This is a genomic window from Sheuella amnicola (assembly GCF_010499255.1).
Classification (GTDB): Bacteria; Pseudomonadota; Gammaproteobacteria; order Burkholderiales; family Burkholderiaceae_B; genus Zwartia; species Zwartia amnicola.
Map to the genome: position 1 here is coordinate 196,773 of NZ_JAAGRN010000004.1, position 19,505 is coordinate 216,277.

At 52.2% G+C, this 19,505-nt stretch carries 20 protein-coding genes; 14 read left to right on the plus strand and 6 right to left on the minus strand.

All coding sequences use genetic code 11. The features are described 5' to 3' along the window. Positions 1-30: 30 nt before the first annotated feature. Positions 31-417 carry a thioredoxin family protein gene (locus G3I67_RS07460; protein ID WP_163653607.1) on the minus strand — a complete coding sequence of 129 codons (387 nt, stop codon included), beginning with the start codon at positions 415-417 and terminating at the stop codon, positions 31-33. A gap of 106 nt (positions 418-523) precedes the next feature. Between G3I67_RS07460 and G3I67_RS07465 the strand changes: the two genes are divergently transcribed. The 3 genes from G3I67_RS07465 to G3I67_RS07475 are packed head-to-tail and all read left to right on the plus strand — an operon-like array spanning position 524 to position 3,030. Continuing rightward, a complete protein-coding gene (locus tag G3I67_RS07465; RefSeq protein ID WP_163653610.1) occupies positions 524-1,327 on the plus strand; it encodes an EI24 domain-containing protein in 804 nt (267 codons plus the stop codon). Between the two features lie 24 nt (positions 1,328-1,351). Continuing rightward, positions 1,352-2,176: a competence/damage-inducible protein A gene (locus G3I67_RS07470; RefSeq protein ID WP_163653613.1), complete on the plus strand. Its 825-nt coding sequence runs from the start codon at positions 1,352-1,354 to the stop codon at positions 2,174-2,176. A 50-nt stretch (positions 2,177-2,226) separates the two neighbouring features. Next, positions 2,227-3,030 carry an IclR family transcriptional regulator gene (locus G3I67_RS07475; protein ID WP_163653616.1) on the plus strand — a complete coding sequence of 268 codons (804 nt, stop codon included), beginning with the start codon at positions 2,227-2,229 and terminating at the stop codon, positions 3,028-3,030. Here G3I67_RS07475 and G3I67_RS07480 read toward each other — a convergent pair. After that, entirely contained in the window at positions 3,017-4,021 is a 1,005-nt protein-coding gene (locus G3I67_RS07480; RefSeq protein ID WP_235931781.1) for a tripartite tricarboxylate transporter substrate binding protein, read from the minus strand. The two genes, G3I67_RS07475 and G3I67_RS07480, sit on opposite strands and share 14 nt — an antisense overlap. Positions 4,022-4,203: 182 nt before the next feature. Between G3I67_RS07480 and phaP the strand changes: the two genes are divergently transcribed. Further along, complete coding sequence (gene phaP, locus G3I67_RS07485; protein ID WP_163653631.1) at positions 4,204-4,779, plus strand: TIGR01841 family phasin; 576 nt, start codon at positions 4,204-4,206, stop codon at positions 4,777-4,779. A gap of 78 nt (positions 4,780-4,857) precedes the next feature. Here phaP and G3I67_RS07490 read toward each other — a convergent pair whose 3' ends face one another. Beyond that, positions 4,858-5,781, minus strand: coding sequence for a LysR substrate-binding domain-containing protein (locus G3I67_RS07490; RefSeq protein WP_163653634.1), 924 nt, complete (start codon positions 5,779-5,781; stop codon positions 4,858-4,860). A gap of 117 nt (positions 5,782-5,898) precedes the next feature. Between G3I67_RS07490 and G3I67_RS07495 the strand changes: the two genes are divergently transcribed. The 6 genes from G3I67_RS07495 to G3I67_RS07520 all read left to right on the plus strand — a co-directional run bounded on the left by G3I67_RS07495 (position 5,899) and on the right by G3I67_RS07520 (position 12,213). Further along, on the plus strand, positions 5,899-7,422 hold the full coding sequence (locus G3I67_RS07495; RefSeq protein WP_163653637.1) for a D-arabinonate dehydratase: 1,524 nt from the start codon (positions 5,899-5,901) through the stop codon (positions 7,420-7,422). Between the two features lie 45 nt (positions 7,423-7,467). Further along, entirely contained in the window at positions 7,468-8,439 is a 972-nt protein-coding gene (locus G3I67_RS07500; RefSeq protein ID WP_163653640.1) for a hydroxyacid dehydrogenase, read from the plus strand. Continuing rightward, entirely contained in the window at positions 8,439-9,602 is a 1,164-nt protein-coding gene (locus G3I67_RS07505; RefSeq protein ID WP_163653643.1) for a sialidase family protein, read from the plus strand. The genes G3I67_RS07500 and G3I67_RS07505 overlap by 1 nt, the downstream gene beginning before the upstream one ends. After that, the gene (locus G3I67_RS07510) at positions 9,599-10,294 is read left to right on the plus strand and encodes an SDR family NAD(P)-dependent oxidoreductase (protein ID WP_163653646.1); all 696 of its coding nucleotides are present in this window, start codon (positions 9,599-9,601) and stop codon (positions 10,292-10,294) included. The genes G3I67_RS07505 and G3I67_RS07510 overlap by 4 nt, the downstream gene beginning before the upstream one ends. A gap of 74 nt (positions 10,295-10,368) precedes the next feature. Beyond that, positions 10,369-11,313, plus strand: coding sequence for a Bug family tripartite tricarboxylate transporter substrate binding protein (locus G3I67_RS07515; protein ID WP_235931807.1), 945 nt, complete (start codon positions 10,369-10,371; stop codon positions 11,311-11,313). Positions 11,314-11,373: 60 nt separating this feature from the next. Continuing rightward, the gene (locus G3I67_RS07520; protein ID WP_163653653.1) at positions 11,374-12,213 is read left to right on the plus strand and encodes an EamA family transporter; all 840 of its coding nucleotides are present in this window, start codon (positions 11,374-11,376) and stop codon (positions 12,211-12,213) included. A 6-nt stretch (positions 12,214-12,219) separates the two neighbouring features. On the opposite strand, the gene G3I67_RS07525 is transcribed toward G3I67_RS07520, so the two are convergent. Continuing rightward, on the minus strand, positions 12,220-13,776 hold the full coding sequence (locus G3I67_RS07525) for a DUF3612 domain-containing protein (protein WP_163653656.1): 1,557 nt from the start codon (positions 13,774-13,776) through the stop codon (positions 12,220-12,222). 154 nt (positions 13,777-13,930) lie between these two features. Here G3I67_RS07525 and aceA point away from each other — a divergent pair, with 154 nt between their 5' ends. Continuing rightward, complete coding sequence (aceA, locus tag G3I67_RS07530) at positions 13,931-15,241, plus strand: isocitrate lyase (RefSeq protein WP_375539304.1); 1,311 nt, start codon at positions 13,931-13,933, stop codon at positions 15,239-15,241. A gap of 31 nt (positions 15,242-15,272) precedes the next feature. On the opposite strand, the gene G3I67_RS07535 is transcribed toward aceA, so the two are convergent. After that, positions 15,273-15,536, minus strand: a complete 264-nt coding sequence (locus tag G3I67_RS07535) for a hypothetical protein (RefSeq protein WP_163653662.1) — start codon at positions 15,534-15,536, stop codon at positions 15,273-15,275. A 406-nt stretch (positions 15,537-15,942) separates the two neighbouring features. Between G3I67_RS07535 and G3I67_RS07540 the strand changes: the two genes are divergently transcribed. Beyond that, positions 15,943-16,836 (plus strand): transporter substrate-binding domain-containing protein, encoded by an 894-nt coding sequence (locus G3I67_RS07540; protein ID WP_163653665.1) that lies wholly within the window; start codon positions 15,943-15,945, stop codon positions 16,834-16,836. A 167-nt stretch (positions 16,837-17,003) separates the two neighbouring features. After that, positions 17,004-17,477 carry a GNAT family N-acetyltransferase gene (locus G3I67_RS07545; RefSeq protein WP_163653668.1) on the plus strand — a complete coding sequence of 158 codons (474 nt, stop codon included), beginning with the start codon at positions 17,004-17,006 and terminating at the stop codon, positions 17,475-17,477. On the opposite strand, the gene clcA is transcribed toward G3I67_RS07545, so the two are convergent. Further along, positions 17,425-18,825: a H(+)/Cl(-) exchange transporter ClcA gene (clcA, locus tag G3I67_RS07550; protein ID WP_163653671.1), complete on the minus strand. Its 1,401-nt coding sequence runs from the start codon at positions 18,823-18,825 to the stop codon at positions 17,425-17,427. The two genes, G3I67_RS07545 and clcA, sit on opposite strands and share 53 nt — an antisense overlap. A 76-nt stretch (positions 18,826-18,901) precedes the next feature. On the opposite strand from clcA, the gene G3I67_RS07555 reads away from it, so the two are divergent. Then, positions 18,902-19,504 (plus strand): LemA family protein, encoded by a 603-nt coding sequence (locus G3I67_RS07555; protein WP_163653674.1) that lies wholly within the window; start codon positions 18,902-18,904, stop codon positions 19,502-19,504. Position 19,505: the final 1 nt, after the last annotated feature.

Genomic DNA, 19,505 nt, shown 5'->3' on the forward strand with positions numbered 1-19,505 from the left:
CGCAGTGCTGATCAAACTCCCGGTTAGAATCTACGCGGTTTTAATCAGGAGCGTGAACAGATCTTCTGGCAACTCGGTCTCCTGCGGCTTGCCAGGCGCCTTCATCGCATCGATCAGTCGGTCCAGGTGTTCGATATGAGGCAAGATGGTTCCCAGGAATCGCACTTTGTCCCCATGCATGATCGCGATGGTCGGAAAGTTTTCGACGTCTTCGTCCCCTAACAATTCCGCATGATCTTCAATATCGATCCAGATGAAACTGGTTCGGTCATGCTTGTCTGAAAGTTCTTCGAATTTAGGCTGGTATTGTTTGCAAGTATCACACCAAGCAGCGCAAAAACAGATCACCAGCGTTTGGCCGGGATCCTGTTCCAGACGTTGCGCCAGCGCCTGCGCACCGGGAAAATAGAGTGTCACCGATTACTCCGTGAAGCGGCCGTACAGACGGGTATGCACACCATACCTGCACGACACTGAATGTTTGTCTATGATAGCTTGTATTTTTCGATAATTTGGATAACCGATGTCGCGACCAATCTCCTATGCCAATCAATCGAGCGACTCCGTCGGCGTGGCCGGCGTGATGACCGCCTTTGGCCGTGCGTTGCGATCGCAGTTTCATCCGCGCATGCTGTTTGCCATGCTGCTGCCCTTCTTTATCATTCTTGGCGCTGCGACTTTATTGCTGGTTTTTGCCATGGGGCCGTTGGCACAATATCTGGATCGCTTGATCAGCGAGTCGACGGTCATCACTGATGTCAATGAATGGTTGATTTCTATCGGTTTGTTTTCCCTGGTTGCATTAAAAGCCTGGCTGATTCCATTATCGACGCTTGTGATTTTGTTGCCATTGTCGGGAATCCTAGGGCTTGCCGTTGCCGCTGTCTGCGTGATGCCGATGGTGTTGACTCACCTGTCGCGCCGCGATTATCCAGACGTCACAATGATGGGACAAAACTCTTTCGTGGTCAGTCTCTGGAATGCGATCTGGGTCAGCGTGCTGTTTGCCGCAGGCTGGCTCCTGACGTTGCCGTTCTGGCTTGTGCCGCCATTGGGTTTTGTCGTTTCAATTTTCTGGTGGACATTCGCTTTTTCTCGCATGATGCGCGTTGACGCGATTGTCGAGCATGCCACCGCCGAAGAGAGACGCTTATTGATTCGTCGCAACAATATGGGTTTCTGGGTGATCGGCCTGGTTTGCGCATTGCTCAACCTGTTGCCCCCCGCCTGGATCGTCCTGCCTGTTTTTTCGGGACTGGTCTTTACGCACTTTGGCCTAGAGTCCTTGCGGCGCCTGAGACAAGAACAAACAACAATCGATGCTTGATGCATACGCCCCTTTGGAGATCTTATGTCAGTTAGTCAATCTCAAGCTCAAAAGTCTTCCAGGCTCGGATTAATCATTGTCGGAGACGAAATCCTGTCCGGTCGCCGCCAAGACAAGCATTTGTCAAAAATTATCGAAATGGTGGGTGCCCGGGGTTTGCAATTGTCCTGGGTGGAAATTCTGTCCGATGATCGGGCGTTGCTGACTGAAGCCCTGCGGCGAAGCTTCGCCAGCGGCGATATTGTCCTGAGTTGTGGAGGCATTGGTGCAACACCGGATGACCATACGCGCCAAGCGGCGGCGGCCGCTTTGGATTTGCCGCTTGAATTGCATCCCGAAGCCAGAGAACAGATCACGTTGCGATGTGCTGAGACTGCGGCGAAAGGACAGGGGTCGGCCGATATGAGTACTCCGGAGAATCTACAGCGCTTGAATATGGGTTATTTCCCGAAAGGAAGCGAAATCATCCCCAATCCCTACAATCGAATTCCGGGTTTCTTTATTCGCAACCATAGTTTTGTGCCCGGGTTTCCCGTTATGGCATGGCCGATGCTCGAGTGGACACTTGATACGCGCTATGCCGATCTGGTTCGCAGCAAACCCTCGGTCGAACAATCGTTCATCGTCTACAACATGCCCGAGTCGCGAATTACGCCGGCGCTTGAGGCCCTGGAGCAAAAGTGGCCCGGTGTGCGCGCATTCAGTCTACCCTCGGTCGGTGAGGGAGGAGGGGCGCCTCATATCGAACTGGGGGTCAAAGGGGACCAGGATTTGGTGGGGGCCGCACTGGAGTACTTGCGTAACGAGGCTGCCCGTCTGGGCGCGAAGTTCGAGCTTGGCTCTTCGTGATAACGTCTTCGTGATAAATTTCGGTTTCATTTCCAACGCAAAACACACACATGTCGCGATCATCGGAAGAACCTCAAGCTGTCGCATCCTCCGATGAGGGTGTGATGGCCATACAGGTGCTTGATCGTGCCACGCGTTTACTCGATGCGTTGGCGGCCGAGTCCGACCCAGTCGCCCTAAAGGATCTTGCCCGGTCGACCGGCCTGCATACATCCACAGCGCACCGCATTTTGAACGATCTGGTCATCGGCCGTTATGTCGACCGCGTCGATAACGGCATGTATCAGCTCGGGATGCGTTTGCTTGAACTGGGATCCTTGGTCAAAGGGCGGTTGAATGTGCGTGAAGCCGCGACTGATGCCATGCGCGCGTTGCATCAGCTGACGGGGCAAACCGTCAACCTTTCAGTGCGCCAGGGCGATGAGATTGTTTACATCGATCGGGCATGGAGCGAAAGATCGGGTATGCAGGTCGTTCGCGCGATCGGTGGTCGCGCGCCCTTGCATCTGACATCGGTTGGCAAGTTGTTTCTGTCCGTCATGGATTCGCGGCAAGTGAAATCCTATTGCGCCCGAACGGCGCTTGCGGGCAATACGGTTAACAGCATCGTCACACCTGAAAAGTTGGAGCAGGAGTTGAATTTCGTGCGCCAGCACGGATATGCGCGTGATAACGAAGAGCTTGAGATGGGGGTGCGCTGCATCGCCGCCGGCATTCACGACGATTCCGGAAAGCTGGTCGCGGGACTGTCGATTTCGGCACCCTCGGACCGTATGCAGGATGAATGGATAGCCCGGCTCACCGAAACCGCGAACCGTATATCCGAAGCCTTAGGTCACATTACTTCAGCGTGATGTTTCGCGACTTGACCAGTTTGCCCCATCTGGCTGTCTCACTTTCGATCAGTTGACCAAACTCAGCCGGCGTATCCGCGTTTGGCGTTAAACCGTCCGAGGCAAGCTGTTCGACCATTGACGGATCGCTCAGTGATTCACGTACCGCCAGATTCAATTTGTCGACGATATGAGGCGCGATTCCTTTGGGTCCAATCAGTCCATGCCAGACCGAAACTTCAAAGTCGGGATAGCCTGACTCCATGACGGTCGGAACGTCAGGCAACGCCGCTAATCTCTTGGCAGTCGTGACAGCCAGGCCTTTTAGCTTGCCGGACTTTACGTGCGGTACCGTGGAAGCTACGGTGCCGAAAATGATTTGAACCTGGCCTGACATGGTATCTGTCAAGGCTGGCGAGGTGCCTTTGTATGGAACATGCAGCACATCGATCTTGGCCGTAGTCAGAAAGTATTCGGTGGCGACGTGCGTGATGCTGCCGTTACCGGCAGAGGCGTAGCTTAATTTGCCCGGTTCTTTTTTGGCCAGGTCGACAAAAGCGGCCAATGATTGAATGTTGGTTGTAGGGTTGGCGGCTATGACAAACGGACCGCTTGCAAGGCGTGCAATCGGGGTGATGTCTTTGATCGGGTCAAACGGCAGCTTATACAGATTCGCATTGACGGTATAGCTGGTTGCTGCGAGAAAGAGCGTGTAGCCATCGCCCGGCGATTTCAGGGCAACCTCGGCGCCAAGGTTGCCGCCAGCTCCGGGGCGGTTTTCGACAAAAACGGTCTGGCCCAGTTTCTGGGTCAGTTTTTGAGCCACGATTCTGGCGATGAAATCGGATCCGCCCCCCGGTGCGAAGCCGACAACGATTTTGATCGGCTTGCTCGGATAGTTGTCGGTATTTTGCGCAAGTCCCAGAGCGGGAATGCACAACATACTGAACGCGACCAGACAAGCTGTCACGCGGGTGAACACACTGTTTTGGGCTGATAGAGGTGATTTCAATGTCTTTCCTTGAGATTTTCCTTAGTCTAAGACAGAAATCTTCAGGGGTCGAGTTGATCACGGTATAGCTATTTGTCGTTTTTTGGTGCAATGCAACAAAAAATTGTTGACTTCGGGTTGAATGCCCTTAAAATGACACTTGTGCAGTGCAACATAATTTACGTTTTCATCAGGAGAACACCATGTCCGCCATTCCTCAGCAAGTTTTGAATAGCCAGAAAGCCGCCATCGACACGCTGGTGGCCGTACAGAACTCCGTTTTCAACGGTTTCGAAAAACTGGTTGATCTGAATCTGAAAGTCATCAAAGCAACGATCGATGACGTTTCGGAAAAGTCGCAGCAAGTTGCTGCCGTTAAAGACGCGCAAGAAGCCGTTGCTTTGTCGTCAAGCTTGGTTCAGCCAGGTACAGACAAAGCCGTTGCTTACAGCAAGCATGTCTATGACATCATTTCTGCCGTGCAAGCCGATTTGGCCAAGCTGGGTGAAACTCAGGTTGCCGAAGCTCAAAAGCATATCAATGATGCTGTTGAGCAAATGACCAAGAACGCTCCTGCTGGTTCCGAGAACGCAGTCGCTATGCTGAAGTCTTCTTTGGCTCAGGCATCGGGCGCGTTTGACGCCATGACCAAGGCAGCAAAGCAAGCGACCGAAGCAGCCGAAAAGAATCTGACGGCAGCCACAAGCGCAACGCTCAAAGCAGCCGGTCAGGCAGCCGAGGCCGCCAAGACCGCAACGCGTGCCCGTCGCGCAGCCTAAGTTGCTGTAAGGTTGAACCGGACAGCCGAATGGTTGTTCGGGCAAAAAAGGCTTCCTGCGGGAAGCCTTTTTACTTTTTTACGCTCGATCCCTCAATATTTCGATCAGTCTTTGCGTGATCGGCGTCAGTTGCCGTCCGCGTACTGTGATCATGCCGACGGGCGGGACGTCGATATCGACATTAAGCTTGATCTGTTTGATGAATCCTTGAGTCGAAAAGTGTTCGGCAACTGATCGAGCCATGAGTGCGATTGCGCTTTGCTCCCTGACAATTGTGATCTGTCCTAAAAACGAAGCGGTTTCGATGACATCTTCTGGTGGTTGCAGCCCATGCCTGAAAAACTGTTGTTCTAGTTTGACTCTGAGTGATGCCCAGGGTGGGGGGACGACAAATCGACTTTCGGTCAGATCCTTCCAGAAGATAGATTTTTTAGATATCAATGGATGATCGGGCTTAGCCACCAGGCACATTGGCTCCTCGTACAATGTTTCGGTTAGCAGGTCCGGCGAGGCGTACCCAGGTTCCAGTCTGCCCACGAACAAGTCAAGTTCACCAATGCGCAATTTGGGTAACAGGTGAGTCAGGTCGCCTTCTTCAAGCAAGATGGTCGCGGCTGCAGATTCGGATTTGAGTCTGGCAATTGCGGGGGTAAGCAATGTCGGCATCGCGACGACCATGAAGCCGACTCGGGTTCGACCTGCGACACCTTTTTCAAGCGCGCTAATTTCATCGCGGGTGCGCTCGTACTCGGCCAATACGGATCGGGCAAAACGAATCAGGGATACGCCTGCGGGAGTGGGTTCGGTTCCGCGCCTTGATCGATCGAAAAGCTGTATGCCCAGCATTTCTTCGACTTCAGACAACATCTTCGAAACGGCGGGCTGGGTAACTGCCAGGAATTCGGATGTGCGGCCAAGGTGGCGAAACTCATCAAGGGCCACCACTAACTGAAGGTGCCTTAATTTAATGTTCGAACGAAGCGCCCGGTCAATTTGTGCCATGGGTAATGATTAATACATAACTTATCACTCATGATTCTATTACGATAAAACATTAGACGGTTATGTTTTAAGTCGGCAACATACCGCATCATCGAAATTCCTGGCATTGAATCCGGCATGACGCAAAACAATCTGATCCGACTGCATGACAACGATAATGTTCTGATCGCCAAAACACCTGTTTCGATCGGACAGGATTTACCCGGGTTGACCGCCAGAGCCCGTGCGCAGGTACCAGCCGGCCATAAAGTGGCCGCAACGCGAATACCCAAGGGTGATCCAATCCGCAAATACAATGCGATTATTGGTGTTGCCGCGCGCGATATCGAGCCGGGCGATTATGTTCACTCCCACAATATCGAGTTGATCGATTTCGAGCGCGACCCAGGGTTTGGCCAGGATGTGCGTGCGGTTGATTACTTGCCTGAAGCCCAGCGCGCCACATTTCAAGGCTATGTCCGGGAGGATGGTCGTGTCGGCACAAGAAACTTCATTGGCATCTTGTCGTCGGTTAATTGTTCCGCCACGGTCATTAGTCGGATCGCGGCACATTTCACCCCGGAGAGATTAAAGGACTATCCGAATGTCGATGGGGTGGCAGCTTTTCCGCAAACAACGGGCTGTGGCATGTCATCGCCAAGTCCTCATTTCGATCTGCTTCGGCGCACGCTGGCAGGATATGCACGTCATCCCAATATGGCGGGTGTGCTGATTGTCGGGTTGGGCTGCGAACGCAATCAGGTTGCTGATCTGGTTGAGTCTCAGGGCTTGGCGAGCGGCCGCATGATGCGAACCTTTGTCATGCAGGATGTGGGCGGAACACAGGAAACGATCGAAGCCGGGATACGCGCGGTTGAGGAGATTTTGCCGATCGCCAATGCATATCAACGCCAAACGGTATCGGCCAGTCATATCAGTATCGGCCTTCAATGCGGCGGATCGGATGGTTTTTCAGGAATCACGGCTAATCCGGCGCTGGGAGCTGCCATGGATATTCTGGTGCGCCACGGTGGCACGGCGATCTTGTCCGAAACGCCTGAAATTCATGGTGTTGAATATATGTTGACCCGACGCGCGGTGTCGCCAGACGTTGGCCAGAAATTGCTTGATCAGCTGGATTGGTGGGCGCAATACACGCGCGGGCATAATGGCCAGTTCAATGGCGTAGTCGGTCCGGGCAATCAGGCTGGTGGTTTGGCAAATATTTTCGAGAAATCGCTCGGATCGGCGATGAAAGGCGGCACGACTCCTTTGCAGGGCGTCTATGCTTACGCTGAGCCCATCGATAAAAAGGGGTTTGTGTTCATGGACTCTCCCGGCTATGACCCGGTGGCTGCGACCGGTCAAATCGCCAGTGGCGCGAATCTGATTTGTTTTACGACCGGACGAGGCTCGATGTTTGGATCCAAGCCCGCGCCGACCATTAAACTTGCCAGCAATACCCCGATGTTCGAGCGACTCAAAAAAGATATGGATATCAATTGCGGAGTCGTCATCGACGAGAACATTACTTTGCCTGAAATGGGCCAACGGATATTCGAAACCATTTTGCGTCACGCATCGGGCGAGCCGACTAAGAGCGAGCTGCTGGGACTGGGGGACAATGAGTTCGTACCCTGGCATATCGGCATCGTTAGCTAAGACCGGACCGGAATCGTAAAGCGTATAAACATAAAGAGAGACACCATGCCAACATTTAATGTTCTCGTGACATCGAAACATCTCGTACCCGAAGCGCGACAGATGCTGGAACGGGCGGGTGCTCAATTGAGTTTCATGGACGAGCCGATTAACGAGGACACCTTGATCGAACAGCTATCGGTCGGAGTGTTCGATGCGGTTTTGCTGCGGGGAAACAAGCCTTTTACCTCCAGAGTGTTAAGTGCCGCAAAGGGACTGAAGCTGATCGCTAAAAATGGAGCGGGTGTCGATAGTGTCGACCTGGATGAGGCCTCGCAAAGAGGAATCGCTGTTGCGGTTGCCGCAGGCGCCAATGCCGATGCGGTTGCTGAGCATTCGATCGCGATGATGCTGGCGCTGATCAGGGATTTACACACACTCAACGCAAAAATGCGTCAAGGCGGATGGGAGGGGACGTCATGGCTTGGGCGCGACTTCAGGGGTTCGGTTGTCGGCATTGTCGGATATGGCAGTATCGGTCGCGGCACGGCGCGCATGGCGCGTGCGTTAGGTGCGCAAGTGATCGTCTTTACGAGAAACGGTCGGGCAGCAGATGATTTCGAGGTCGAAAAAGACTTTGAAAAATTTCTTAAACGTCTGGACATACTTAGTTTGCATTGTCCCTTGACTGCGCAGACTCGCGGATTGATCGGGCGCAAAGAGATTGCAATGCTTAAGCCCGGAGCGTTGATTGTGAACACGGCGCGCGGTGCGGTGATTGATGAGGCCGCGTTGATTGATGCACTATCAGATGGACACTTGGGTGGTGCAGGTCTCGATACATTTCAGGTCGAACCGATCTCGGCCGACAACCCTTTGCTCAAGATGGATCATGTCATTCTGACTCCACATGTTGCCGGCGTGACGCACAGTGCCGCTCAGCGCGTGGCTACCATGACTGCGCAGAACATTATCGATACCTTCGCCGGCAAACCACTACCCGCCGCAAACGTGATGGTCGGCAAGGAGAAAGCATAATGCTGAGCGCGAAACTGAAAATTCACCCCGAAGATCCCGATCGTGAAGTTGCCGATATACCGTCCTTGCGCGTTCAGGCGCATGCGGCAAACCTGATGGTCCTGAAGGACGGCACGCTCGCCTGCGTCTGGTTTGGCGGATCGATGGAGGGGCGTTCCGATATTTCGGTCTTCATGTCCAAACTCGATCCTGTTAATCGTGAGTGGTCGAGTCCGGTTCAATTGTCGAACGATCAGGAACGCTCGGAACAGAATCCGCTTTTGTTTCCCGCACCGGATGGTTCGTTGTGGTTACTGCATACGGCCCAATTTTCCGGCAACCAGGATACGGCGATCGTCAGGCGCAGGATTTCACGGGATGACGGAGCGACCTGGGGAGAAGCGGATGTTTTGAAAGACTTGCCAATCGGCGCGTTTGTCCGTCAACCGATCCATGTCCATACCGATGGAAGCTGGTTATTGCCGGTATGGGACTGTCGCGTGATGCCGGGACAAAAATGGGACGGAAGTTACGATGAAAGCGCGGTGATGCGATCGACCGATCAAGGTGCGAGCTGGCAGCGCATTCTCGTGCCCGATAGCGTTGGTTGTGTGCACATGAGCATCGTGTCGGCTTCGGACGGGGGGTTGTTGGGATTTTTCAGAAGTCGCTGGGCGGATCACATATACAAGACGCGAAGCGATGACGGCGGTTTGAGCTGGACCTCGCCTGTGCAAACGGTGCTGCCAAACAATAACTCGTCGATTCAGGCGTTGCGATTGGCCGATGGACGCTTGGCCATGATTTTCAACGATAGCAGTGCTGCTGATGCGACAGAAAGACGTCAATCCCTGTATGACGAACTTGAAGATGATGAGCACAGCGAATCCAAAGATGCGCCTAAAACACAGCAAAATACGGAGCGTCGCGCATTCTGGGGTGCGCCACGTGCGCCGATGACGCTTGCGATATCAGAGGATGACGGGTTGACTTGGCCATGGCGTCGAAACCTGGAGGTTGGCGATGGGTGGTGCATGAGCAATGATTCGGCGCGCAGCTTGAATCGCGAATATTCATATCCCACACTCAGGCAGGCGGCAGATGGATCATTGCATGTGGCTTATACGGTGTTCAGAAGGCATATCCGTCATGCGCGGGTGATGCCGGATTGGATCCTGGCATGAATGCCCATCCGCGTGCCGTCATTACCGGATGTAGCTCAGGCATCGGGCTGGCGATAGTGCAACGTTTGATTGCCGATGGCTGGTCTGTTGTCGGTGTGAGCCGAACGATTCCGGACTTCAAGCATGCGCGTTTTAGTGTTGTGCAGGCCGATTTGTCGCATACAGAGAGTTTGCCCAATACTTGCACCCAAATTGTTAGTGATGGCGCACCGGTGCAGGCGTTCGTCCATGCCGCGGGGTTCATGCGCACTGCAGCCTTAGGCGATCTCGATGGTGAAGATGGCCGTGCGATGTGGAAAGTGCATGTGTTAGCTGCTGAAATCATGGCGAATCAATTGATTTCACGCATGCCCGATGGCGCCAGAATAGTTTTGATTGGCAGTCGTGTGGCCAATGGGGCGCCGACGCGAAGTCAGTATGCAGCCACCAAAGCTGCCATGATAGGCATGGCGCGATCATGGGCGGCCGAGCTCGCGCCGCGTGGCATCACCGTAAATGTGATCGCGCCGGGGGCAACGGATACCCCGTTTTTGCGAGATCCGGCCCGCGCGAACACGGCTCCCAAGATGCCGCCGATTGGAAGATTTGTACAAGTTGAAGAGGTTGCAGCGCTGGCCGCATTTGTTGTGGGCCCTCAAGGCGGAGCGATGACAGGGCAGCATCTTGTCATGTGCGGTGGTGCATCGCTTTGATGTTTTGATGTTGATGGTTTACGAAATTGATCAGGAGACACGATATGAAAAATAAATTTCTTGGATTGCTGGGCATGATTGGAAGTGCTTTATTCATTATGAATCCAATGATGGCTTCGGCGCAGAATTATCCGAACAAGCCTGTCAAAGTCATTATTCCTTTCCCGCCCGGCGGCACACTGGATGCGATTGGCCGTCAGCTTGCACAGAAATTGAGCACTCAACTCGGCCAGCAATTTATTGTCGAAAACAAGGCGGGAGGTAATGGCACGATAGGCGCCGATGCGGTTGCCAAGGCAACAGCCGATGGATACACGCTGTTGTTCAATGCTTCGACTTTCACTACCGCACCGATGACGATGAAGCAGGTGCCATACACCGTTGAAAAGGATTTTGCGCCGATTGCCCTGGTGGCAAAAGCACCTTTGACGGTCGCGATCAACAAAGACTTGCCGGTCAAGGATCTCAAATCATTGATGGAATATGCAAAAGCCAATCCGGGCAAGCTGGCATTTGCAGTCGGCTCGGTGGGGTCGGCCGGGCAGATGGCCACTGAGCTGCTTAAAAAGAACGGCGGGCTCGACTACACCATGATCCCTTACAAAGGCACTGCTCCGGCTTTTCAGGATCTGATTGGTGGACAAATCGATGGATTCATCGACCCCATTCTGGGTTCGTTGCAGTATCACAAGGGCGGCTTATTGCGTGTCGTGGCCGTGACTTCGGCCGAGCGCACTCCGAATCTGCCCGATGTGCCGACCGTTGCCGAAACGATTCCAGGATATGAGTTTTACAGCTGGTATGGATTGTGGGCGCCCGTTAAAACTTCAAGTGAAATTCAGTCGTTACTTAATGCCGAAGTGAATAAGGCATTGGCGTCCGACATGAAAGAAAAGCTGACTCAGCAAGGGCTGACCGTATCGGGCGGCAGCATTGAAGATTTCAAAAAGTTCCAGGCCGAAGACATGGTAAAGTCGAAAAAAATTATTGACGAGGCGAATATTCGACTTGTGCAATAAGCTTGCGATCCAGATTGAATGGGGGTGGCAAAACTGGATAGGGGCTGAATTTTGCTAAGCATGAGTTGGACCGTCATGATCGTCATTCTAGTCGGGGCGGTCCTTCATGCCTCATGGAATGTCTTGATTAAATCAAGCGAAGACAAGATTCTCGATACTGCGGTCATCCATCTGTTTTGTTCATTCATCGCGCTGCCGTTCTTTATTGCGTTCGGCTTTCCGTCGGTGGAATCCTGGCCCTATCTATTCGCATCGTGCGTCATTCATATCGCCTATTACTTCGCTTTGGCGCATGCCTATCATCACGGTGAACTCGGACTGACTTATCCCCTGATGAGAGGGGCCGCTCCACTCATGGTGGCGGTGGGATCCTATATATTCGTGGACGATGCGGCCATCTCGCTGAAGGGATGGTTTGGGGTTGTGTTCATTTGCATCGGCGTATTGGTGCTGGGCTTGTCGGCAGGGATGTTGCAACATCGTCGTGCGATCTTAACGGCGCTTGCGAACGCGGCAATCATCGCCCTCTACACCTTGTTTGACTCTCAGGGAGTGCGTCTTTCGGATCATCCCAGTCAATATATTGCCGCGTTATTCGCCTTGGATGGCTGGGCTTTCGCCTTGTGGGTCTTTTATATCCGCGGGGAAAAATCGATCGATTACCTGAAAAAGCGCTGGAAACTGGCATTTGGTGGAGCCATGGCATCGATCGGATCATACGCGATCGCGCTATGGGCCATGACCGTCGCGCCGGTCGCATCGGTCGCGGCTTTGCGTGAAACATCCGTGCTGTTCGCCACGCTTCTTGGCGCATGGTTTTTCAAGGAAAAACTAACTCAAAGAAGGATGTTCGCGGTATTAGTCATCATTGCCGGTGCTGTGATGGTGAGACTGGCCTGAGCGCGCTTATTTGGCTGTCTGAATCAGGATTTCTTTCTTGATGTCTTCGACTGTTTTATTGGATGATTTTCCGTGATGGTTGCATTGATGATCACGGGGACAATTCAAGCTGCGCGGACAGATGATCCGCGCAGGCTGAGCAAGTGCGTCTTCAATCCAGCCAATACTTAGAATATTTGCGATCGCACGAATCGAGTTGGCGGCGGCCACTCCCACTTTGGCTTCACCACTTTTTTTGACGCAGAGCTCACCGATTCCTTGCACGATATCGTTGCCATTTGCGTCATTGGAGATCAAAGCGGGTCCCAAATTGACTCCGACCGATAGAACATGCTGCAGTCCGGACATGTCTTTAGTGTGCAATGTATGGCAACAATAGAGTTGCCACTCATCGTTTTCGCGAATCACCGATAGTTGTGAGCTTGACGTATTCAAAGGTTTTTCGGTCATCCTGAACACCGCCCAGTTGGGGCAGGGATCCTTGGCTTCCGTCATGTTTCCCCATGGCAGGGGGATGCCATTGCCTCGATATACCGCCCGAAATCGGCCAGCGGATGTCGCGTCAAAAAAATGCCAGTGCGGATAGTTCGAGACTTTTGTCATCCGTCGCATCATGGCGGCGGGCGTGAGTTCTATCTTTTTGCCTGCCTCGAGACGATGTCGTTCGCGGTTCAGAAATCTTCGGAATGGAATTTTCGGGCAAAGCAGCGCGCCCGCAAAAAAACTGCATTCGAAATCTCGCCATGCAAGCAACACATCGCTTGCATCGATGTTCGTGTTGATGGGCAACCCGCTGTCCGGACTTTCATCGAATTCACCACCTGTTGCGTGTACGGATTTGAGTCCATCACCTCCGTGCAAGACTTTGTGTCCAAGATGTGATGCCAAGTCGAATTTGAGACGTGCCGGATCTTTTTCAAGCGCTTTATTCAGATAGATAATGCCGGGCGGTTCGTAGAACGAACGAATGACGCTTTTGACGCTTCGCTCTTTATCGCGAGCCATGACAGGCTTGCGCTCGAACCATCTGATTTCAAGGCCGTGCTGCTTGCATAATGTCATCAAGCGGTCTACAGACAAAGGAAATTCCCGATTGCCGATTTTTTCGGCCATACGTTCCAGGTCGGGATATTCGTTATGCGAAGTTTCCTGATGCGATCTGATAAGAAGATGTGCGAACTGACGTCCGGTTGTTCCGGTTTGCAGCAGCAATTCGGGAATGGCGGCCTGAAGCAGGTCTTTAGTAAATAGAAACGCCGGATCGAATGGGATGCGAGTCATGCCGCCAGTTGCGGGTTTGGGCGCAGATGGCAAAGCAGATGTGTTGTGATCGAGAAACCAATTGATCGGTCTTTGAAAAATGTCGGCAATGATCGACAGGATTTCGGGCGATGGATTGCGCGAGCCATTTTCGATCATGCTGAGATAGGAGGTCGAAGGTGCCTTTTGCGGATCGATTTCGGCGCAACGCGAAGATAATTCTTCAAGCGTAATGCGATGCTCTTTGCGTAGGTTGCGCAGCTTTGTACCCAGAAAATGGTTGTTTCGGTTGAGCTGATCCATGAGGGATTCACCTTCAATAAGTGAAAATATCTTTGTGAAATTTCTGAAAAATAATTTTGTGAAATTCACATTGTGAATTTTTATTATATGGAATTCACAATATTTTTACACTAATGTCTCTCCAACGATTTACACAACCTAGGAGATAGACATGTTGAAAAAGCACTCAGCCGCAATCGAGGCCATCAAGGAAGATTGGGATGAAAATCCACGTTGGCGCGGTATCAAGCGCGATTACAGCGCAGAAGATGTGTTTCGTTTGCGCGGTTCGCTCATGGTGGAACATACCTTGGCGCACCGTGGCGCCGAAAAGCTCTGGCGCCTGCTCAATGAAAAGCCCTTCATCAATACGCTGGGTGCCTTGACGGGCAACCAGGCCATGCAGCAAGTCAAGGCCGGACTGCAGGCTATTTATTTGTCTGGCTGGCAGGTCGCCGCCGACAATAACGATTCAGGGCAGATGTATCCCGACCAGTCTTTGTATGCTGCATCAAGCGTGCCTAGCGTAGTCAGAAAAATCAATAATGCCTTAATGCGAGCCGATCAGCTTCATCATGCCGAAGGGGATGATTCGATCGATTGGTATGTACCGATTGTTGCCGATGCCGAGTCGGGATTCGGTGGCGTGCTCAACGCCCATGAATTAATGAAGGCCATGATTACGGCAGGTGCGGCTGGTGTCCACTTTGAGGATCAGCTGTCGTCTGTGAAAAAATGCGGTCATATGGGTGGCAAAGTACTCGTGTCAACACAGGAAGCGGTGCAGAAACTCGCTGCGGCACGACTGGCTGCCGATGTCATGGGTGTGCCGACCATTTTGCTTGCGCGCACCGATGCCGAGGCAGCAACGCTTGTAACCAGTGATATTGATGAAAACGATAAACCGTTTTTGACTGGAGAGCGATCAAGCGAGGGTTTCTATCGTGTACGAAACGGTATAGATCAGGCGATTTCACGCGGGCTTGCTTACGCGGCCTATGCTGATATGGTCTGGTGCGAAACCGGCACACCTGATCTGGCATTTGCAAAGAAGTTTGCCGAAGCCATCCACAAAGTCTATCCCGGCAAGCTGTTAGCGTATAACTGCTCACCATCGTTTAACTGGAAGCGCCATCTTGACGATGCGACAATTGCAAAATTCCAGCGTGAATTAGGCGCAATGGGATATAAGTTCCAGTTCATTACGCTGGCCGGATTCCATTCGTTGAATTACGGCATGTTCGAGCTGGCACGCAAGTACGCAACGGATGGCATGGCGGCCTATGCCCCGCTTCAGCAGGCAGAGTTTGCCGCAGAACGCTATGGATACACCGCAACCAAGCATCAGCGTGAAGTCGGAACGGGCTACTTTGATGCGGTGACTCAGGTGATTCAGGGTGGAGCTTCATCGGTGACCGCATTGACAGGGTCAACCGAAGAAGAACAGTTTCATGATGCACCAGCGGTGAGCCTGGCGGTTGCTTGATGCAGCCAGCGTGATCAAGCGCGGTACGTTCTTAAACGTGAATGTATCGCGCGATGAAGAATACCCCCGCAAAGGAAATACAGATTACGCCCGTCATCCAGGTGATCATTCGCCAGGTACAGGCATTGATTTCCTGATGAATGGTGCCGGTCAGTTTCAGTTCAAGATTTTTCAGGTCCTCTTTGGTGGCAAGTGTCGGAAGAATCTTATCGAAACGGGTTTCGAGGTGCCTGACATCTTCTTTAGTAGCTAGTGTCGGCAAGATCGTGTCATAGCGAGTTTCGAGAGTGGCCATTCTGGATTCCATTTGCTGCCTGCGTATGTGAAAAAGTGCGCATGATAATCAAGTGCGTTAATCATAAGCACACTACAGGCTCAATATGTCCGCCTGCAAGCCATCGGTTACATGCGGTTTCAAAGTAAATAATTTTGTTATTAGATTTGTTCGTGAAATATTTATCCTGATGCATAGGATTGTCGCTAAAAAAATTAGTTTTTATATATCCTCTGATCAGTTGAAATATTGAGAAGATAATCGGATTTGATAAAAGTCAAATATGGGGACGAACAGTCCATTGACCGCTCAAAAATTAAGTCGCACCATCAAGTCACTTTGTATTGTTCGATGTGATCAATAAAGTCCGCATGGAACACACGAAGGTTGAAGCATAGAAAATATTCTTATCTCATGGAGAGTAAAAATGAATACTCGACAATTGAAATTTTCTGCGACGGTGATGACTTGTCTGGCTGCCGCAACGATGTCGGCTCAAGCGCAAACACTCAACAAGATCAATGATTCAAACAAGATCACGGTATCTTACAGAGAGTCATCGATCCCTTTCAGTTATGTTCCCGCGCCGGGTGCCAAGCCGGTGGGTTTTGCGGTGGATATGACGGATGTGATTGTGGCGGACATCAAGAATCAACTTAGAAAACCGAATCTTGAAGTTGGCCTTATTCCCGTGACAGGACAGAACAGGATTCCGTTGCTGGTCGATGGTACGTACGATCTGGAATGCGGGTCAACGACAAACACCGCAGCGCGTGGCAAGGAAGTTTCGTTCGCGATCAGTCACTTTTATGCCGGAACAAGATTGCTTGCGAAAAAAACTTCTAACATTAAGGACTATGCCGATTTGAACAAAAAGGTCGTATCCAGCACCGCTGGCAGCACGAATGAGAAGGTGTTGCGTCAGTACGCCACGGACAAAGGCATCGATGTGCAGATGGTATACGGCAAAGACTATGACGATGCATTCAGAATGGTCGAGTCTGATCAGGCTGTCGCCTTTGCAATGGATGACATCCTGCTGTTCGGCCTGATGGCCAATTCGAAAAATCCGGCGTTATTCGAAGTGGTGGGCACGACGCTTCAGCAGGAGCCCTATGGTTGCATGATGCGCAAGGATGATCCCGAGTTTAAAAAACTGGTTGACGGAACGATCTCGCGTTTGATGCAGTCTGGGGAGTTTGCCAAACTTTATGCGAAATGGTTTGAGTCGCCGATTCCGCCCAAAGGGATTGTGTTGAACATGCCCATGAGTGCGCAATTGAAAAGCAACATGAAGGCTTTGAGCGACAAGCCAATGTGAGATGCTCGACAAGTGATAGTTAGACCCGAGTGGCGTTGTCAGAAATCCCTTATGGTTGTGCGCATCAGATCCCTGTTAAGGCCTTCCCGAAGCACCAGCGCTGCAAGTGAAGTTCAAGGCCTTTTGTGTCATCATGTGGACACAAAAGGCCTTATTGTTTGATATCCATGTTAAGTGTTCGAATTGCACAATTTCCGGATGACCTGGAGCCTGTCAAAAAGCTGTTTCGCGAGTACGCCGATAGTCTTGATATCGACCTCGAATTCCAGGATTTCGAAACTGAGCTTGCTTCTTTGCCGGGTAAGTATGCGTCTCCCGAAGGGTGCGTGCTTTTGGCATGGCATGATGGCCAGGCGGTTGGCTGCATCGCTTTGCGACCAATTGACTCCGATACCTGCGAAATGAAGCGTTTATACGTCAGGCCGGACCGACGATCCCTGCAGTTGGGTCGCAAATTGGTGCAACAGTTATGCGACGAGGCTCGCGGCATGGGCTATCGCAAGATGTGTCTGGATACGATTCCCTCCATGGCCTCCGCGGTTCGTCTTTATCAGTCGTTTGGATTCAAGCCTATCGCGCCTTATATCTTCAACCCTTTGGAGGGGGCGATGTTCTTAGGCCTGGACTTGACGGTTGCGTGAGGCGCATTCTGTCGAGCAGCGAATCGTAGATCGGCTCGCCGCGCAATAGCGTGGCCACCACAACAGCCGCTACGCATGCAATCAATAACGGAATCGTTAAGCTGACAAGTCCGGTCATTTCAATCACCAGCAAAATGCCTGTAAAGGGGGCACGCACAACCGCGGTAAAAAACGCGGACATGCCGACCACGATAAAGGCGACGGGATCAACTGGTTGGGTCGTGATTTGTGCATGATTCAAGCCTGTGGCGCATAACACGCCTACTAACGCGCCGACCAGCAGCAACGGAGCGAACAGCCCGCCCGGCGCACCCGCGCTGTAACACACCACACCCAGAGCCCAGCGAACGAGCAAGAGAAAAAGAATTGCCTGAATTGTCAGGTCACCGTTAAGGAGGGATTGAATTTGTGCCTCGCCTCCACCGACCCAGTCGGGTCGGACCCAGGCTAGTCCGCCAACTAGCGCGCCGATGATTCCTGCTTTGATTTCCGGTGCAATTCGGGGCGCATTTGCAAATACATTCATCCCCGAGACGATGCATTTGTTGTAGAGCACGCCGAAACCGCCAAGAACCACCCCCAATAGGGCATAGGTCCACAGAATTTGTGAAGGTTGCGTAAAAACACCGTGTGTGTGGAATTCAACCTCGTTGCCATAGAAGCTGCGAAATACGCTCATGCCGGTCGCAATCGCCGCCAAGGTTACGACCATGCGGCGCAGCGTCATTCTGCGAGATACTTCTTCAAAGACGAAGGCGGCTCCGGCAAGTGGGGCATTGAATGCGACGGACAAGCCGGCACCTGCGACTGCTGTATAAAGCATGAACTGGTCTGCTCGCGCCAGTTTCGAAATTTGACCGCAAACGTGACCAATGACACCTGCCATTTGTATGGTCGGGCCTTCGCGACCAAGAGCCATGCCCGGTGCCATCGCGAGAATCCCGCCGATATACTTGATCGGGAGCACCCGAAATCTGGCTGGCGAGGCTTCATGGCGCATAACGGCTTCAACGTGTTGCACTCCGCTGCCGGAAGCTTCTGGAGCCATTCTGATCAGGCTTCTGGCAAGTGCGACGCATGTCGCGCCGATGAGCATCGCGAGAAGCCAGCCGGGCATCCATTGTGCCGGCGAATGATCTCGCCAGGCAGTAAGCATGCCGGAGAATAAAGTGCCCGAATACTCGAGCATCCAGCGAAAACTTCCCCCTATCAGCCCTACGAACAATCCGGCAAAGGCAGCCACCAATGTCAGGGGGATGAGTCCCTTGATCAGCGAATCAAAAGATTCCCGCCCTTCATCGGTTTGCGTCCCGGTTTTGTTTGCGCCGAAGTCATCAATTTTTTCCATAATTACGAGGCTAATGTATCGATTCCGGTATTTTAAGAACTAAACTTGCATTGACTCTTTGGATAGTGAGCTTCTCATGCGTAAATTCTTGACTCTGTTGATGATACTGGCAACAGTGAGCCTTTCGGGATGTGGATACAACACATTTCAATCGACCGACGAACAGGTCAAGGCTGACTGGGCAGAAGTGTTGAACCAATATCAACGGCGCGCAGACCTCATCCCGAATCTGGTGAATACAGTTAAGGGCGAAGCCGGTTTTGAACAGGACACGCTTACTAAGGTTGTCGAGGCGCGTGCCAAAGCTACCGGCATACAGGCGACCCCCGAACTGGTGAACAATCCGGAAGCTTTTAAGAAGTTCCAGGCGGCCCAGGGTGAGCTCACCGGGGCACTGAGCCGTTTGTTGATGGTTTCCGAGAACTATCCTGCCCTTAAGTCCAATCAGAGCTTTCAGGAGTTGCGCGCACAACTGGAAGGGACGGAGAATCGCATCACTGTCGCGCGCAACCGCTACATCAAGTCCGTTCGCGAATACAACGTAGCGGTTCGGTCGTTTCCTTCAAACTTGACGGCTATGGTTTTTGGTTACAAGCCTAAGGAAACATTCACCGTCGAAAATGAAAAGGAAATCTCGAAGCCTCCCGTCGTTAATTTCGAGAAAGCCCCTGCTAAATAGA

What these genes read in the sequence shown, in the direction of transcription:
- phaP (WP_163653631.1), top strand. Translation starts at nt 4,204, where the DNA reads ATGTCCGCCATTCCTCAGCAAGTTTTGAATAGCCAGAAAGCCGCCATC.
- G3I67_RS07490 (WP_163653634.1), bottom strand. Translation starts at nt 5,781, where the DNA reads ATGGCACAAATTGACCGGGCGCTTCGTTCGAACATTAAATTAAGGCAC.
- G3I67_RS07500 (WP_163653640.1), top strand. Translation starts at nt 7,468, where the DNA reads ATGCCAACATTTAATGTTCTCGTGACATCGAAACATCTCGTACCCGAA.
- G3I67_RS07515 (WP_235931807.1), top strand. Translation starts at nt 10,369, where the DNA reads ATGATTGGAAGTGCTTTATTCATTATGAATCCAATGATGGCTTCGGCG.
- G3I67_RS07520 (WP_163653653.1), top strand. Translation starts at nt 11,374, where the DNA reads ATGAGTTGGACCGTCATGATCGTCATTCTAGTCGGGGCGGTCCTTCAT.
- G3I67_RS07475 (WP_163653616.1), top strand. Translation starts at nt 2,227, where the DNA reads ATGTCGCGATCATCGGAAGAACCTCAAGCTGTCGCATCCTCCGATGAG.
- G3I67_RS07555 (WP_163653674.1), top strand. Translation starts at nt 18,902, where the DNA reads ATGCGTAAATTCTTGACTCTGTTGATGATACTGGCAACAGTGAGCCTT.
- G3I67_RS07495 (WP_163653637.1), top strand. Translation starts at nt 5,899, where the DNA reads ATGACGCAAAACAATCTGATCCGACTGCATGACAACGATAATGTTCTG.
- G3I67_RS07505 (WP_163653643.1), top strand. Translation starts at nt 8,439, where the DNA reads ATGCTGAGCGCGAAACTGAAAATTCACCCCGAAGATCCCGATCGTGAA.
- G3I67_RS07540 (WP_163653665.1), top strand. Translation starts at nt 15,943, where the DNA reads ATGAATACTCGACAATTGAAATTTTCTGCGACGGTGATGACTTGTCTG.
- G3I67_RS07535 (WP_163653662.1), bottom strand. Translation starts at nt 15,536, where the DNA reads ATGGCCACTCTCGAAACTCGCTATGACACGATCTTGCCGACACTAGCT.
- G3I67_RS07465 (WP_163653610.1), top strand. Translation starts at nt 524, where the DNA reads ATGTCGCGACCAATCTCCTATGCCAATCAATCGAGCGACTCCGTCGGC.
- G3I67_RS07510 (WP_163653646.1), top strand. Translation starts at nt 9,599, where the DNA reads ATGAATGCCCATCCGCGTGCCGTCATTACCGGATGTAGCTCAGGCATC.
- G3I67_RS07525 (WP_163653656.1), bottom strand. Translation starts at nt 13,776, where the DNA reads ATGGATCAGCTCAACCGAAACAACCATTTTCTGGGTACAAAGCTGCGC.
- G3I67_RS07470 (WP_163653613.1), top strand. Translation starts at nt 1,352, where the DNA reads ATGTCAGTTAGTCAATCTCAAGCTCAAAAGTCTTCCAGGCTCGGATTA.
- G3I67_RS07545 (WP_163653668.1), top strand. Translation starts at nt 17,004, where the DNA reads ATGTTAAGTGTTCGAATTGCACAATTTCCGGATGACCTGGAGCCTGTC.
- clcA (WP_163653671.1), bottom strand. Translation starts at nt 18,825, where the DNA reads ATGGAAAAAATTGATGACTTCGGCGCAAACAAAACCGGGACGCAAACC.